Here is a 13,960-nt window from a genome sequence, read left to right as displayed (position 1 = left end):
AAATCGGCGGAGGTTTGTCGCCGGGCCTGTACCTGATCGCAACGCCGATCGGCAACGCGCGGGACATCACCCTGCGCGCGCTGGACCTGCTGAAGGCCGCCGATGTGCTGGCCGCCGAGGACACCCGCAGCCTGCGCCACCTGATGGACCTGCACGGGATCGCCGTGGGGGACCGGCCGCTGCTGGCCTATCACGAACACAACGGCGCGCGGATGCGCCCGCGGCTGCTGGGTGAGATGGCGGCGGGCCGGGCGGTGCTCTATGCCTCCGAGGCGGGGACGCCGATGATCTCGGATCCCGGCTTCGATCTCGCCCGGGCGGCGCGGGAGGCGGGGCATGCGGTCACCAGCGCCCCGGGGGCCTCGGCGGTGGTGACGGCGCTGACGCTGGGCGGCCTGCCGACAGACCGCTTCTTCTTCGCCGGGTTCCTGCCGAACGCGGCGGGCGCGCGGAAGACCGCCTTGCAGGCGCTGGCGGGGGTCGAGGCGACGCTTGTCTTCTACGAATCGCCCCGGCGGCTGGAGGCGATGCTGCGCAACGCCGCCGAGATGCTTGGGGACCGCGAGGCGGCGGTCTGCCGCGAATTGACGAAACGTTTCGAGGAGGCGCGGCGGGGAACGCTGTCCGAGCTCGCGGCGCATTACGCCGAAACGCCCCCCAAGGGGGAAATCGTCGTGCTGATCGCCAAGGGCGATTCATCTTCCGGTAATGACTTTGACCTAGAACGAGAGGTGACCAAGGCGCTGGAAACGATGTCGGTGCGCGATGCGGCGGATTACGTCTCTGCCCGTTTCGGGGTGAAACGGCGCCCGGTCTACCAATTGGCCATGCGGCTTTCGGCGGAGACGGATGAATGACACAGCTCTGTTTCGATTTCGACAGGATCCCCTCGGAACCGGTGCCCGCCCCCGCCGGGTCGCGTCCGACCGACCGGCAATTGCGGGGCGCGCGCGGCTACCACGAGGGGCTGGCTGCCGAACATCGCGTGGCACAGGATTACGAACGGCGGGGCTTTCCCATTGCCCGCCGCCGCTGGCGCGGCAAGGGGGGCGAGATTGACCTGATCGCCCGCGACGGCGCGGGGCTCGTCTTCATCGAGGTGAAGAAAAGCCGCAGTTTCGACCGCGCCATCGAGCGGCTGACACCGCGCCAGATGCGGCGCTTGCAGGCTGCGGCCGAGGAATTCCTTGGAACCCAGCCGCGCGGCAGCCGCACCGAGGTCCGGTTCGACGTGGTTCTGCTGAACCGTTGGGGTGACATGCGCGTGATCGAGAACGCCCTGTTTTACTGACGACCCCCGGCATTGCGCCTTCCCGCGCGTTGCGCCATCTATGGGCGGCGACAGACGAGGAGCGCCCATGAAGATCGCCTTTCAGATGGACCCGATTGCCGGGGTCGACATCAACGCCGACAGCACGTTCCGTCTGGCCGAAGAGGCGCAGGCGCGCGGACACCAGCTGTTCTACTACGGGCCGGACCAGCTTGCCTATGAAGAGGGTCGGATCACCGCGCGCGGGCACTGGATGACCGTGCAGCGGGTCGCGGCGCAGCCCGCCGTTCTGGGAGAGCGGGTGCAGGTCGACCTGTCCGAGATGGACGTGATCTGGCTGCGGCAGGATCCGCCCTTCGACATGCATTACATCACCACGACCCATCTGCTGGACCGGCTGAAGGACGACGTGCTTGTGGTCAACGACCCCTTCTGGGTCCGCAATTCGCCCGAGAAGCTGCTGGTCCTGAACTTCCCGGACCTGACACCGCCGACGGCCATCGCCCGCGATCTGGAAACGATCCGCGCCTTCAAGGCCCGTCACGGCGATATCATCCTCAAGCCGCTCTACGGCAATGGCGGGGCCGGGGTCTTCCGGCTGGACGAGAACGACCGCAACCTCTCGTCCCTCTACGAGCTGTTCACCGGTTTCTCGCGCGAGCCTCTGATCGTGCAGAAATACCTGCCCGCCGTCACCAAGGGCGACAAGCGCGTGATCCTCGTCGACGGCGAGGCGGTGGGGGCGATCAACCGCGTTCCGGCAGCGGGCGAGGTGCGGTCGAACATGCATGTCGGCGGTCGCCCCGAGAAGATCGCCCTGACCGACCGCGACCGCGAGATCTGTGCCCGGATCGGTCCGGTCCTGCGCGAGAAGGGACAGGTCTTCGTCGGCATCGACGTGATCGGCGACTGGCTGACCGAGATCAACGTGACCTCGCCCACCGGCATCCAGGAGATGGAGCGGTTCGACGGCACCAATGTGGCCGGGAAGATCTGGCAGGCGATCGAGGCAAAGCTGGGATGAGTCTTCCGGCGCGGCTGCTGAACTTCTGGCTGCCGTTGACCGAAAAGCGCCACCTCGGGCGGGCGCAGGACATCCGGGCGCTGCGCCGCCTGACCGAGATGAAGGCCCGGCTCTGGCTGCATCCGCCGTTCGGCACCACCTTCGACAGCCGCAGCACCGGCGGCTGTCCGACGCTCTGGGTCAATCCCGACAGCCCCGGCCCGCTGCTTCTGTACCTGCACGGGGGCGCCTATGTCATGGGCGGCCCGGTCACCCATCGCGCCTTGGCGGCGCGGCTGGCGCGGGCGGCGGGGTTGCCGCTGTGCCTGCCGTACTACCGCCTGGCGCCGGAGCATTCCTGTCCCGCCGCGCTGACGGACGCGCTGGCCGTCTACCGCGCGGTGGCGGATCATCCGCAAGGCGTGATCCTTGGCGGCGACAGCGCCGGGGGCGGCCTTGCGCTGAGCCTGCTGTCGGAGATCCTGCGCGCCGACCTTCCCAAGCCGCTGGGGTTGTTCGCCTTTTCGCCCTGGACCGACCTGACGCTCTCGGGCGACAGCTGCGCCGAGAACGCCGCCCGCGATGTCATGCTGCCGGTCACCCGCGCCCGCGACTGCGCGGCGCTCTACCTTGGGGTCACGGCGCCCGACGATCCGCGGGCCTCGCCGCTCTTCGCCGATTTCGGCGGGGCGCCGCCGGTCTGGCTGACCGTCAGCGCGACCGAGATCCTGCGCGACGACACCCTGCGCATGGCGGAGCGGCTGCGCGGGCAGGGCGCCGCCGTGAGCCTGACCGTCGAGCGCGACCTGCCGCATGTCTGGCCGCTGTTTTACGGGATGCTGCCCGAGGGCCGCGCCACCCTGCGCGCGCTGGCGCAGTGGCTCAGGTCTCTTTCGCGCCCAGAAGCCGGTAGCTGAGCGCCTCGGCCACATGGGCCCGCCCGACCGTGTCGGCGCCGTCGAGGTCGGCAATGGTGCGCGCGACCCGCAGGATGCGGTGATAGCCGCGGGCGCTCAGCGCCATGTGGTCGGCGGCCCTCAGCAGCAGCGCGCGGCCGTCGTCGTCGGGGGCGGCGATCCTTTCCAGCATGCGGCCCTCGGCATCGGCGTTGGTGCGCAGGCCCTCGCAGCCGGAGAACCGCGCCGCCTGCACCGCGCGCGCCTGGGCAACGCGGGCCGCGACGACCTGCGATGTGTCCCCGGTGGCGGGCAGGTCGAGATCGGTGAAGGCCACCGGCGGCACCTCGATCCGCAGGTCGAAGCGATCCATCAGCGGGCCGGAGATGCGGCCCATGTATTCCTCGCCGCATGTGGGCGCGCGGGAACAGGCGCGGGCGGCCTCTGCCAGATGCCCGCATTTGCAGGGGTTCGCGGCGGCCACCAGCAGGAAGCGGCAGGGATAGCGGATATGGGCATTGGCCCGCGACACCACGACCTCGCCGGTCTCGACCGGCTGGCGCAGGGTTTCCAGCACGTCGCGGGTGAATTCGGGAAACTCGTCCATGAAGAGCACGCCATTGTGGGCAAGGCTGGCCTCTCCGGGCTTGGCGGAGCGCCCGCCGCCGACGATGGCGGCGCGCGAGGCGGTATGATGCGGCTCCTGGAAGGGGCGCACCCGAGAGACGCCGCCATCGCGCAGCAGGCCCGCGACCGAGTGGATCATCGAGGTTTCCAGCGCCTCGCGCGCGGTCAGCGGGGGCAGGATGCCGGGCAGGCGGGCGGCCAGCATCGACTTGCCCGCGCCGGGCGGGCCGATCAGGATCATGTGGTGGCGCCCGGCGGCCGCGATTTCCAGCGCCCGTTTCGCCCGTTCCTGTCCCTTGACGTCGCGCAGGTCGCGCGGGGCGGTTTCGCTGGTCACTTCCCCGGCCTGGGCCGGGGCGATGGGGGCCTGCCCGCCGAAGTGCTGGACGATCTCGAGAAGGCTGCCCGCGCCAAGCACCGCGCAGGCCTCGACCCAGGCCGCCTCGGGGGCGGAGGCGCGGGGGCAGATCAGGGCGCGGTCGTGTTCGGCTGCTGTCATGGCGGCGGGCAGGGCGCCTGCGACGGCCACGAGGGCCCCGTCCAGCGACAGCTCTCCCAGCGCCATGGTCTGCGCCACCAGATCCTGCGGCAGGATGTCCAGAGCCGCCAGCAGGGCCAGCGCGATGGGCAGGTCGAAGTGAGAACCCTCCTTGGGCATGTCGGCGGGCGACAGGTTCACCGAGATCCGTTTCGACGGCAGCGCGATGGACATGGCGTCAAGCGCGGCGCGCACCCGCTCCTTCGCCTCGGACACGGCCTTGTCCGGCAGGCCCACGATGGCAAAGCCCGGCATCCCGGCAGAGACCGCGCATTGCACCTCGACCGGGCGGGCCTCTATGCCCTCGAAGGCGACGGTGTGGGTCAGGGCGGTGATGGCTGGGTGACTCCGCTGCGGCCCCGCCATCCTGCCTTCACCTTGGTTACATAATGGTTAACGCGTGCCCTGCACCAGCGCCATGAAGGCGGGCCATGCCTCGGGGTCGGCGGCGGTCTTGTCGCGGCAAAAGGCGTTGCAGAAGCCGTAGAGCGATCCCTCGAAGGACAGGAAATGCGTCACCGGATCGCCGGAATAGGGGCAGGCGGCGTTGACGGCGGGGCCAGTGTCCACGGGCTGTGCCGCCAGTGGCGCGGGGCCGGGCCAGTCGGCGCGGTCGAGGTCCCTGGCGTACCACGGCAGCTCCGCGCCGCGCACCAGCCCCATGGCCCGCCAGCGGCGGAAGGCCGGGTCGGCCAGATGGGCCGCGACATAGGCCTGCGCCTGCGGGCCGACCGTTAGCCCATAGCCCGCGATCCGCGCGGCGACCGGCGCATAGAAGGCATCCACCGCCGAGTAGTCTCCGCACAGCCAGGGCCCGCCCGACTGCTCCAGCGCCCAGGACCAGAGCGCCTGGACCCGCGCGAGGTCGGCGCGCACCGCCTCTGACGGCTGGAACCCGGTATAGGCGGCGCGCAGGTTCATCGGGCAGTCGCCCCGCAGCGCGTCGAACGAGGCGTGCATCTCGGCGGCGAGGCTGCGGGCGGTGGCGCGCAGGGCCGGATCGGCGGGCCAGAGACCGGCACCGGGATGGCGGCTTGCAAGCTCCTCGGCCAGCGCGAGGCTGTCCCAGACCAGCGCGCCGTCGGACAGCCGCGCGCAGGGCACGGTGCGGGCGGGGGCGATTTCCGCCACCTGTTCGGCCACGGACCCGGCGGTGAAGTCCACCAGGACGGTCTTCGCCTGCAACCCGAAGCGCCGGAACAGCAGCCAGCCGCGCAGGGACCAGCTGGAATAGGTGTAATCGCCGATGTAAAGCGTGTCGGTCATTGTGAGGCTCCTGAAAACATGCGTGTTTTCTTAGCCTGACTTTCCGCGCCGCTCCCAATGATCTTTGGTTTTCGAGGGCATCACAAACCGGAATGAATGGCCTTCGCGCAAAAAAGTTCCACCCAAAGTGAACCAACCGGCGGCTTCGTGCGTAGTACGATCAAAGCCGCTGACAAGCGGTTAGGGTACAGGGGGAAGTGCATGGCACTCGATGGCTTCAACGATCAAACACTGTCCCGCCGGGCCATGAAGGCAGAACTTCTGGACGCCGAGACGGAATTGCAGCTGGCCTATGCCTGGCGCGACGATCGCGACGTGCAGGCCCTGCACCGGCTGATCAATGCCTACATGCGGCTGGCGATCTCGATGGCGGCGAAGTTCAAGCGTTACGGCGCCCCCATGAACGACCTGATCCAGGAGGCCGGTCTTGGCCTGATGAAGGCCGCCGACAAGTTCGACCCGGATCGCGGCGTGCGCTTTTCGACCTATGCGGTCTGGTGGATCAAGGCCTCTATCCAGGACTACGTGATGCGCAACTGGTCGATGGTGCGCACCGGCTCCACCTCTTCGCAGAAGTCACTGTTCTTCAACATGCGCCGCGTGCAGGCCAAGATCGAACGCGAGGCCGCCGCTCAGGGTGAAAACCTCGACGGGCACCAGTTGCGCCACATGATCGCAACCGAGATCGGTGTGCCGCTGCGCGACGTCGAGATGATGGAGGGCCGCCTGTCGGGCTCTGACTACTCTCTGAACGCCACCCAGTCGGTCGAGGACGAGGGGCGCGAGTGGATCGACACGCTGCAGGACGATGCCGAGCAGGCCGCCCAGATCGTCGAGGCCAACCATGACAACGAGCAGCTGCGCGACTGGCTGGTGCATGCCATGGGCGCGCTGAACGAACGCGAGCGGTTCATCGTGCGCGAGCGCAAGCTGCGCGAGGAAAGCCGCACGCTGGAAAGCCTTGGCACCGAACTCGGCCTGTCGAAAGAGCGCGTGCGCCAGCTGGAGGCTGCGGCCTTCGCCAAGATGCGCAAGTCGCTTGAAACGCAGTCCGGCGAGGTTAAGAACTTCCTCGCATGAGAGCCTTTGCATTTCTTGTCGCCGTCACGGCGACGGCCTGTCCGGCCGAGGAGTTTCCCCGGGCGGACATCGTTTTCCTGGGGGAAGTCCACGATAACCCCGCCCATCACGCATGGCAGGCAGAGGCGGTCGATGCCCTGAACCCCAAGGCCATCGTCTGGGAAATGCTCGACAGCGCAGAGGTTTCGGCCATCACGCCCGAGATCCTTGACGATCGGGCGGCGCTGGACGAGGCGCTGGGATGGTCCGGCACCGGCTGGCCGGACTTTGCCATGTATCACCCGATCTTCACCGCAGAACCCGAGGCCGACCATTACGGCGCGGAACTGCCGAGAGAGCGCGCCCGGGCGGTCATGCAGGAGGGGCGCACCTCGGTCGAGCTGGCCAATGAGGACCTCGCGGCTCTGCTGGCCACCGACCTGCCCCCGGAAGAAGAGGAAGAGCGCCTTGTGCTTCAGCAGGCGGCCCATTGCGGCGCGCTGCCGCCCGAGATGCTGCCCCAGATGGTCGATGTGCAGCGGGTGCGCGACACCCTGCTGGCCGAGGCCGCGATACGGGCGCTGGAGGAAACCGGCGGCCCCGTGGCGGTGATCACCGGCAACGGCCACGCCCGGTTGGACTGGGGTGCCGGGGCCCTGGCCGTCGCCGCGCTGGAGGGCACCGGCGCCACCGTCTTCGCCGTGGCGCAGGGCGAAGAGGGCGCCCCGATCCCGGACGGCATCTTCGATCTTGTGCGCTCTGAACCGGCGGTGGATCGCGGCGATCCCTGCGACGCCTTCAAGACGTGACGGGGGCCGGGAAGGTACGGGGCTGAACTGCACGCCGCAGGAACAGGAGGGGTCCATGGCACCAAGGCAGAAGCTCTACCCGACCTTCCGGTATCGCGATTGCGCCCGGATGGTTGGCTGGCTGACCGAGGTCGTTGGCTTTGCCGAGGTCAACACCCACCGCGAGGGAGAGACCGTCGCCCATGCGGAACTGGCGCTGGGCGGGTCGATCCTGATGCTGGGGCAGGCCCGCGACGATGCCTATGGCGCCGAGGTGGGCACACCGGGGCCGGATGCGAACGGCGGCAAGTCGCTGTATCTTGCGGTCGAGAACCCCGACGACCTGTTCAAGCGGGTTCAGGCCTCGGGCGTCGAGATCCTCGAAGGGCTGACCGACCGGGACTATGGCAGCCGTGAATTCCGCTGCCGCGATTTCGAGGGCAATCTCTGGTGTTTCGGCACCTATGCGCCGCAGGTCGGCGGCTGAGGGTTCGGGCGCTGCGCGGGCCTCGGGCCGCCGGGCTGCCCTTGCCCTTTCCGCCAAGGCGGCTAAGGTCCGGCCCGGGCTGAAGAAAGGGCGCGCCATGCTGCGGGGCAAACGCATTTTGCTGATCATCGGCGGCGGCATCGCCGCCTACAAGGCGCTTGACCTGATCCGGCGCCTGCGCGAACGCGGCGCCGCCGTGACCCCGGTCATGACCGGCGCGGCAGAGCAGTTCGTGACGCCCCTGTCGGTGTCGGCGCTGGCCGGGGAAGAGGTTCACCGCGACCTCTTCGACCTGACCAAGGAGGCCGAGATGGGCCATATCCAGCTGTCCCGCGTCGCGGACCTGCTGGTGGTGGCCCCGGCGACGGCGGACCTGATGGGTAAGATTGCGACGGGCCGGGCGGACGATCTGGCCTCGACGCTGCTGATGGCCACCGATACGCCGGTGCTGATCGCCCCCGCGATGAATGTGCGCATGTGGGAGCATCCGGCCACGCAGCGCAACCTGTCGGTGCTTCAGGGCGACGGCGTGGCGGTTGTCGGTCCGAACGCGGGCGACATGGCCTGCGGTGAGCATGGCCCGGGCCGCATGTCCGAACCGCTGGAAATCGTCGCCGCTATCGAGGCACGGCTGGGCGACGGCCCGATGACGGGGCGGCGCGTGCTTGTCACCTCTGGCCCCACGCATGAACCCATCGACCCGGTGCGCTACATCGCCAACCGCTCTTCCGGCGCGCAGGGCACCGCCATCGCGCAGGCCCTGCTGCGGCTGGGCGCCGAGGTGGTCTTTGTCACCGGCCCCGCCGACGCGGCGCGTCCAGAGGGCGCGCAGGTCGTCGAGGTGGAAACCGCGCAAGAGATGCGCGATGCGGTCATGGCCGCCCTGCCGGTGGACGCGGGCGTCTTTGCCGCCGCCGTGGCGGACTGGCGCGTGGCCAGCGCCTCTGACAGCAAGATCAAGAAGCGGAACGGCGCCCTGCCGGTGCTGGACTTCGCCGAGAACCCGGACATCCTTGCCGGGGTCTCGGGCCTGACCGAGGGCCGCCCGCCGCTGGTCGTGGGCTTTGCCGCGGAAACCGATGACGTGGTGGCCAATGCCACCGCCAAGCGCGCCCGCAAGGGCTGTGACTGGATCGTTGCAAACGATGTCTCGCCGTCGACGGGCATCATGGGCGGGACGGAAAACGCGGTGACCCTGATCACCGCCGAGGGGGCCGAGGCATGGCCCCGCGCCTCGAAGGCCGAGGTGGCCCGCAGGCTGGCCGAGCGGATCGCCGGGGCACTGGGCAGCGCCCGCAAACCCGGCCCCCGGGACGGGGACACGTCATGACCGGCTGCGGTCTATACCAAACCGGCGGCGCAGGGCCGTCACCCAGAGGCGGAGAGGGCCGGGCATGAGCGTCGCAATCACCTTTCAATGGCTTGAGGAGGCGGACCGGTCGCTGGGCCTGCCCGCCTATGCGACAGAGGGTGCGGCGGGTGCCGACCTGCGCGCCAACCTGCCGGACCGGGGCACCGTGGTGCTGACCCCCGGCGGGCGGGCGCTGGTGCCGACCGGGCTGCGGATGGCGATCCCCGAGGGCTACGAGGTGCAGATCCGCCCGCGTTCGGGCCTTGCGCTGAAACACGGGATCACCCTGCCGAATTCGCCCGGGACCATCGACAGCGACTATCGCGGTGCGCTGGGGGTGATCGTGATGAATGCCGGGACAGAGCCCTTTACCATCGCCCATGGCGACCGCATTGCGCAGATGATCGTGGCGCCGGTGGTCCGTGCCACCTTCACGCAGGCGGACAGCCTGCCGGACACGGTGCGTGGCGAGGGCGGCTTTGGCTCGACGGGGCGCGGCTGATGCTGCTGGTGCTGGCGCTGGCGGCGGGGCTCTGGGGGCTTGGCCATGTGATGAAGACGCCCCGCGCGGCGCGGCTTTACATGATCGCGATCCTCTACGTCGCCGTGCTGATCGCGCAGGTGGCCCTGCCGGAGGGTCATGCCCTGCGCGCGGCGACCGGCGGCAGCGCGGCGCCCTGGCTGATCCTCGGCGGCCTCGGCGCGCTGGCGCTGGGGTATGCCCGCCTTGTCCGTGGCCTGAAGGCGCGCGCGGTGCGGAAAGAGGCCGCCGAGGCGCCGCCGCCGCGTCCCGGCCTGTTCCGCGAGGGTGAGCTGGAGCGCTACGCCCGCCACATCGTGCTGCGCGAATTGGGCGGACCGGGCCAGAAGGCGCTGAAAGAGGCGAAGGTTCTGGTGGTGGGCGCGGGGGGGCTGGGCTCTCCTGTGCTGCTGTACCTGGCGGCGGGCGGCGTCGGCACCATCGGCGTGATCGACGACGACGTGGTCGACAGTGGCAACCTGCAACGGCAGGTGATCCATACCGATCAGCGCATCGGCATGGCCAAGGTGTTTTCCGCGCAGGCCGCCATGGAGGCGCTGAACCCCTATATCGCCGTCCGCCCCTACAACCGGCGGCTGGACCCGGACAGCGCCGCCGCGCTGATGGCAGACTACGATCTGGTGCTGGACGGCACCGACAATTTCGACACCCGCTACCTTGTGAACCGTGCCGCCGTGGCGGCGGGCAAGCCGCTGATCTCGGGCGCGCTCAGCCAGTGGGAGGGGCAGGTCAACCTGTTCGATCCGGCCTCGGGCGGGCCCTGCTACGAATGCATCTTCCCCACAGCGCCGGCTGCGGGGCTGGCGCCCTCCTGCGCCGAGGCGGGGGTGCTGGGGCCCTTGCCGGGGGTCGTCGGGACGATGATGGCGGTCGAGGCGATCAAGCGCATCACCGGCGCCGGGCAGGGCCTGCGCGGAGAGATGCTGATCTACGACGCGCTCTGGGGCGAGACCCGCAAGATCACGCTGAAGCGGCGTGCCGATTGCCCGGCCTGCGGGGGCACTGCGTCCTGACCGGGCGCCGGTCGGCTGGCGTGGCGCAGAGGTATTTGGACCAAGAAGAAGCCTGACGGGGGTGCTTCCTGTCGGATTGGGGTGCCGGGGTTCGGGCGGCGCCCGGTCGAGACGGTGGCGCCTGTCGGGGGGCGGGGTCCTGGGGACCTGGGCAGAGAAGAAGCACAGGGGGCGCGATTGAAGCCGCGGCCCGGGTCGCCTAGCTTTGACGGGCAGACAGGAGAGACGTGATGACCAACCCGCTGTTGATGCCCTGGCAGACGCCCTACGGGATCGCCCCCTTCGACGCCATCGAGGATGCGCATTTCGCGCCGGCCTTCGAGGCGGCGCTGGCGGAGCATCTGGCCGAGATCGAGGCGATTGCCGACAACCCGGAGCCGCCGAGTTTCGCCAATACCGTCGAGGCGATGGAGGGGGCGGGCGCGGCGCTGGACAGGGTTCTGGGGGTGTTTTTCAACCTTGCGGGCGCCGACAGCAACGCGGCGCGGCAGGCCTTGCAGCGGGAGTTCTCGCCGAAGCTGGCGGCGCATTCCTCGGCGATCTATTCGAACAAGGCGTTGTTTGCCCGGATCGAGGCGCTGTGGGACGGGCGCGAGGCGCTGGAGCCCGAGGAAGAGCGGGTGCTTTACCTGACGCATCGCGGCTTCGTGCGGGCCGGGGCGGCGCTGGAGGGCGATGCGGCAGAGCGCATGGCGGTGGTGAAGTCGCGGCTGGCCGTGCTGGGCACGCAGTTCACGCAGAACCTGCTGACGGACGAGGCGGCCTGGTCCATGCCCCTGTCCGAGGCGGATCTGGAGGGGCTGCCGGAGTTCGTCGTCGATGCCGCGCGCTCTGCCGGTGAGGCGGCGGGTTTCGAGACGCCGCTGGTGACGCTGTCGCGGTCGCTGATCACGCCCTTCCTGCAGTTCTCGCCCCGGCGTGCGCTGCGCGAGAAGGCCTGGCGGGCCTGGGTGATGCGGGGCGAGAACGGCGGTGAGACCGACAACCGCGGTATCGCCGCCGAGACGCTGGCGCTGCGCAAGGAGCGGGCGGCGCTGCTGGGATACGAGGACTTCGCCGCCTACAAGCTGGAGACCGAGATGGCGGGCACGCCCGCGCGGGTGCGCGAGCTGCTGATGGCGGTCTGGGAACCGGCGCGGGCTGCCGCCCTGTCGGATGCCGCCGAGATGGAAGCGATGCTGAAGGCCGACGGTCTGTCCGGCCCGCTGGAGCCCTGGGACTGGCGCTACTACGCCGAGAAGCGGCGCCGCGCTCTGCACGATCTCGATGAGGCGGAACTGAAGCCCTACTTGCAACTGGACCGGATGATCGAGGCGGCCTTTGCCTGTTCCAGCCGCCTGTTCGGGCTGTCGTTCGAACCGCTGCAGGTGCCGCTCTACCACCCCGACTGCCGGGCCTGGGCGGTGACGCGCAATGGCCAGCATCTTGCGGTCTTCATCGGCGACTATTTCGCGCGGGCCTCCAAGCGGTCGGGGGCCTGGTGTTCGACCTTCCGCGAGCAGGCGAAGCGGCCCGTCGCCAAGACGCCCATCGTGGTCAACGTCTGCAATTTCGCCAAGCCGTCCGGGGGCAAGCCCGCGCTGCTGTCCTATGACGATGCGCGCACGCTGTTCCACGAGTTCGGCCATGCGCTGCACCAGATGCTGTCGGATGTCACCTTCGGCTCTGTCTCGGGGACCTCGGTGGCGCGCGATTTCGTCGAACTGCCCAGCCAGCTGTACGAGCACTGGCTGGAGGTGCCCGAGGTGCTGGGGGAATTCGCCACCCATGCCGAGACCGGCGAGCCGATGCCGCCCGCCCTGCTGGACAAGGTGCTGAAGGCCGCGACCTTCGACATGGGGTTCCAGACGGTGGAATACGTGGCCTCGGCGCTGGTGGACCTGGAGTTCCACCAGGGCCAGCCGCCCGCCGACGTGATGCAGAAGCAGGCCGAGGTACTGGAAGAGATGGGCATGCCCCATGCCATCGCCATGCGCCACGCGACGCCGCATTTCGCGCATGTCTTCTCGGGCGACGGCTATTCCAGCGGCTACTACAGCTACATGTGGTCGGAAGTCATGGATGCCGACGCCTTCGCGGCCTTCGAAGAGGCCGGTGGCGCCTTCGACCCCGAGGTGGCGCGGCGGCTGGAGGACTACATCCTCTCGCGCGGCGGCTCTGTCGAGGCAGAGGTGCTGTACACCCGCTTCCGGGGCCGGATGCCGGGGGTCGAGGCGCTGTTGAAGGGGCGCGGGCTGGCGGCCTGAGGCCGGGCCCTGCGCCCGGCGGCACCAGAAGGGGTATGCCATGTCGATGGACGGTGAGACGATCCGCGAGTTCTGTCCCGAAGGGCGGCTGCGCGCCGCGCTGAACTTTGGCAACGGGGTGCTGATCGGGCGCGATGAGGCGGGGCGGCCCCGGGGCATCACGGTGGATCTTGCACAGGCGCTGGCCGCGCGGCTGGGCCTGGCGGTGGATTTCGTCGAAATGGCGCGCGCGGTGGATGTTTCCGACACGGCCCGCTCCGGCGTCTGGGACCTGTGTTTTCTGGCGGTCGATCCGAAGCGGGCGGAAACCATCGCCTTTTCAGAGCCCTACGTGCAGATCGACGGCTGTTACCTGGCCGGACCGGGCTGCGATGCGGCGGATGCGGGGGCGCTTGTGGCCTCGGGGGCGGCGGTGGGCACCGTGGTCGGCAGTGCCTACAGCCTGACGCTGGAGCGGCAGGAGGGCGCGGAGCGGCTTGTCCATTTCCCGGATATCCACGCCATGCTTGCGGCGCTGGACGACGGGGCGGTCGCGGCGGTGGCGGGCATCGGCGCGGTCATGGCACGAGAGGCCGCGGCGCGTCCCGGCGCCCGCGTGCTGGCCCCGGCCTTCATGTCGATCCGTCAGGCCATGGGTGTGCCGCAGGGCCGCCCGAAGGCGGCGGCGGCGTTGCGGGCCTTTGTCGATGAGGCGGCGCGCTCGGGGCTGGTTGGCGACATACTGGAGCGGCACGGGGTGTCCCGCGACTGCGCCGTGGTGCCTGCATCCTAGGGCGCGCACACTGACCGGCAGGGGCGGAGGCGCCTGTCGCCGTCCTGGCCGGTGTCAGGATACCGGAGCGGCGCCGATCTTTCCGATGCCGCCCCGTGCTTCG

Annotated in this window: 14 protein-coding genes; 12 read left to right on the top strand and 2 right to left on the bottom strand. The window is 69.6% G+C overall.

Features of this window, described 5'->3' with window-relative positions; all coding sequences use genetic code 11:
- Positions 1–14: 14 nt before the first annotated feature.
- The 4 genes from rsmI to ACN5KJ_RS16745 all read left to right on the top strand — a co-directional run bounded on the left by rsmI (position 15) and on the right by ACN5KJ_RS16745 (position 3,190).
- Complete coding sequence (rsmI, locus tag ACN5KJ_RS16760) at positions 15–857, top strand: 16S rRNA (cytidine(1402)-2'-O)-methyltransferase (RefSeq protein WP_418595111.1); 843 nt, start codon at positions 15–17, stop codon at positions 855–857.
- Positions 854–1,291: a YraN family protein gene (locus tag ACN5KJ_RS16755; protein WP_418595110.1), complete on the top strand. Its 438-nt coding sequence runs from the start codon at positions 854–856 to the stop codon at positions 1,289–1,291. The genes rsmI and ACN5KJ_RS16755 overlap by 4 nt, the downstream gene beginning before the upstream one ends.
- Before the next feature lie 67 nt (positions 1,292–1,358).
- Positions 1,359–2,294 carry a glutathione synthase gene (gshB, locus tag ACN5KJ_RS16750; RefSeq protein WP_418595109.1) on the top strand — a complete coding sequence of 312 codons (936 nt, stop codon included), beginning with the start codon at positions 1,359–1,361 and terminating at the stop codon, positions 2,292–2,294.
- On the top strand, positions 2,291–3,190 hold the full coding sequence (locus ACN5KJ_RS16745; protein WP_418595108.1) for an alpha/beta hydrolase: 900 nt from the start codon (positions 2,291–2,293) through the stop codon (positions 3,188–3,190). The genes gshB and ACN5KJ_RS16745 overlap by 4 nt, the downstream gene beginning before the upstream one ends.
- On the opposite strand, the gene ACN5KJ_RS16740 is transcribed toward ACN5KJ_RS16745, so the two are convergent.
- Both ACN5KJ_RS16740 and ACN5KJ_RS16735 read right to left on the bottom strand, forming a co-directional pair.
- Positions 3,156–4,700 carry a YifB family Mg chelatase-like AAA ATPase gene (locus tag ACN5KJ_RS16740; protein ID WP_418595107.1) on the bottom strand — a complete coding sequence of 515 codons (1,545 nt, stop codon included), beginning with the start codon at positions 4,698–4,700 and terminating at the stop codon, positions 3,156–3,158. The genes ACN5KJ_RS16745 and ACN5KJ_RS16740 overlap by 35 nt on opposite strands.
- A gap of 27 nt (positions 4,701–4,727) precedes the next feature.
- Positions 4,728–5,600: a glutathione S-transferase gene (locus ACN5KJ_RS16735; protein WP_418595106.1), complete on the bottom strand. Its 873-nt coding sequence runs from the start codon at positions 5,598–5,600 to the stop codon at positions 4,728–4,730.
- Positions 5,601–5,801: 201 nt separating this feature from the next.
- Between ACN5KJ_RS16735 and ACN5KJ_RS16730 the strand changes: the two genes are divergently transcribed.
- The 8 genes from ACN5KJ_RS16730 (at position 5,802) to ACN5KJ_RS16695 (ending at position 13,857) form a co-directional block, all read left to right on the top strand.
- Entirely contained in the window at positions 5,802–6,680 is an 879-nt protein-coding gene (locus ACN5KJ_RS16730) for an RNA polymerase factor sigma-32 (RefSeq protein WP_347166742.1), read from the top strand.
- Positions 6,677–7,468 (top strand): ChaN family lipoprotein, encoded by a 792-nt coding sequence (locus tag ACN5KJ_RS16725; RefSeq protein ID WP_418595105.1) that lies wholly within the window; start codon positions 6,677–6,679, stop codon positions 7,466–7,468. The genes ACN5KJ_RS16730 and ACN5KJ_RS16725 overlap by 4 nt, the downstream gene beginning before the upstream one ends.
- Before the next feature lie 55 nt (positions 7,469–7,523).
- Positions 7,524–7,934, top strand: a complete 411-nt coding sequence (locus tag ACN5KJ_RS16720; protein WP_347166744.1) for a VOC family protein — start codon at positions 7,524–7,526, stop codon at positions 7,932–7,934.
- 97 nt (positions 7,935–8,031) lie between these two features.
- Positions 8,032–9,264 (top strand): bifunctional phosphopantothenoylcysteine decarboxylase/phosphopantothenate--cysteine ligase CoaBC, encoded by a 1,233-nt coding sequence (coaBC, locus tag ACN5KJ_RS16715; protein ID WP_418595104.1) that lies wholly within the window; start codon positions 8,032–8,034, stop codon positions 9,262–9,264.
- 64 nt (positions 9,265–9,328) lie between these two features.
- The gene (gene dut, locus ACN5KJ_RS16710; protein WP_418595103.1) at positions 9,329–9,787 is read left to right on the top strand and encodes a dUTP diphosphatase; all 459 of its coding nucleotides are present in this window, start codon (positions 9,329–9,331) and stop codon (positions 9,785–9,787) included.
- Entirely contained in the window at positions 9,787–10,839 is a 1,053-nt protein-coding gene (locus tag ACN5KJ_RS16705; RefSeq protein ID WP_418595102.1) for a HesA/MoeB/ThiF family protein, read from the top strand. Before dut ends, ACN5KJ_RS16705 begins: the two co-directional genes overlap by 1 nt.
- 230 nt (positions 10,840–11,069) lie before the next feature.
- Entirely contained in the window at positions 11,070–13,085 is a 2,016-nt protein-coding gene (locus tag ACN5KJ_RS16700) for a M3 family metallopeptidase (RefSeq protein ID WP_418595101.1), read from the top strand.
- Between the two features lie 40 nt (positions 13,086–13,125).
- Positions 13,126–13,857 (top strand): transporter substrate-binding domain-containing protein, encoded by a 732-nt coding sequence (locus ACN5KJ_RS16695; protein ID WP_418595100.1) that lies wholly within the window; start codon positions 13,126–13,128, stop codon positions 13,855–13,857.
- Positions 13,858–13,960: the final 103 nt, after the last annotated feature.

This window comes from Ponticoccus sp. (in: a-proteobacteria) (assembly GCF_048381735.1).
This window is presented reverse-complemented; position numbering and strand designations above follow the sequence as displayed.